Source organism: Azonexus hydrophilus DSM 23864 (assembly GCF_000429605.1).
GTDB classification, from domain to species: domain Bacteria; phylum Pseudomonadota; class Gammaproteobacteria; order Burkholderiales; family Rhodocyclaceae; genus Azonexus; species Azonexus hydrophilus.
This window is the reverse complement of sequence record NZ_AUCE01000007.1, coordinates 1-1,151: the sequence shown is the minus strand read 5'-3', so window position 1 is coordinate 1,151 and position 1,151 is coordinate 1. Positions and strand designations below refer to the sequence as shown.

Annotated in this window: 1 protein-coding gene; it reads left to right on the top strand. The window is 62.1% G+C overall.

Annotated elements, in window-relative coordinates; translation table 11 throughout:
- A partial coding sequence (locus G471_RS16280) for an Ig-like domain repeat protein (protein WP_043420558.1) occupies nt 1–1,151 on the top strand: 1,151 nt, incomplete at both ends.

Genomic DNA, 1,151 nt, shown 5'->3' with positions numbered 1-1,151 from the left:
GGCGAAGGCACCACCCTCACTGTCACCGCCCAAATCCGTGACGCCGCCGGCAACCTCGGCAATATCGCCAGCGACTCCGCCACCATCGATACCCGTATCCCCAACGGCGGCCAGGCACCCGATGTCTTCATCACCGACGACATCAACAACGACGGTTTCATCAACCGGGCTGAAGCCAGTGGCCCGGCTGATGTCCGCGTAGCGTTCAACAGGGACCTGGTCAATGTCGGTGATACCGTCCGCATCTCTGACGGCACCACCACCAGGAATCTCGTCGTTACTGCCACCGACCAAGCCAACGGCTTCGTCACCACCGACTTCCCCATGCCCATCAACGGTGGCACCCTGACTGTCACCGCCTTCATCTTCGACCCGGCCGGCAATCAGTCCGCCACCGGCACCGACTTCGCCAAGGTCGACCTCAGTGCCCTGCTGAACCTCCAACTCGTCATCACCGAGGATGAGAACAACGACGGCTTCATCAACGCCAGTGAACTCAAGGGCAGCATCGGCGTAGACATCACCCTGCCCATCGATGCCGTCGCCGGCGACCTGCTCACCATCCACGCCACCGGCAATGCCACCCAGACCATCACTCTCAATCAGGCGCAGATCGATACCGGCAAGCTCCAGCTTGAGTTCAACGCGCCGCCCAACGGCACCCAGTTCGAGGCCTCCGCCCAGGTCACCGACGCCGCCGGCAACAAGTCCAATATCGCCAGCGATGTGGCCACCATCGCCATCAATCCGCCCGGCGCGCCCGTCATCACCATCCTTGAAGACATCAATCAGGACGGCCTAATCAATCGTGCCGAACTCCAGGGCGACATCGACGTCAGGATCGCCATCCCGGCCGGCGCCATACCTGGAAACATCCTGCTCGCCTCGGTCAACGGTACGCCCCTGGCACCCATCACCCTGACCCAGGACAACATCACCAACGGCGTCAACCTCGCCCTGCCCAACCCGGGCGACGGACAGAAACTCGACATCACCGCCCAGGTCCGCGATGCCGCCGGCAACCTCAGCCCAACAGGCTCAGCCAGCACCACCATCGACATCACCAACTACACCGGCCTCGCCATCGAGATCACCGAGGATGCCAACAACGACGGCTTCATCAACATCGCCGAACTCAAGGACAACGATAT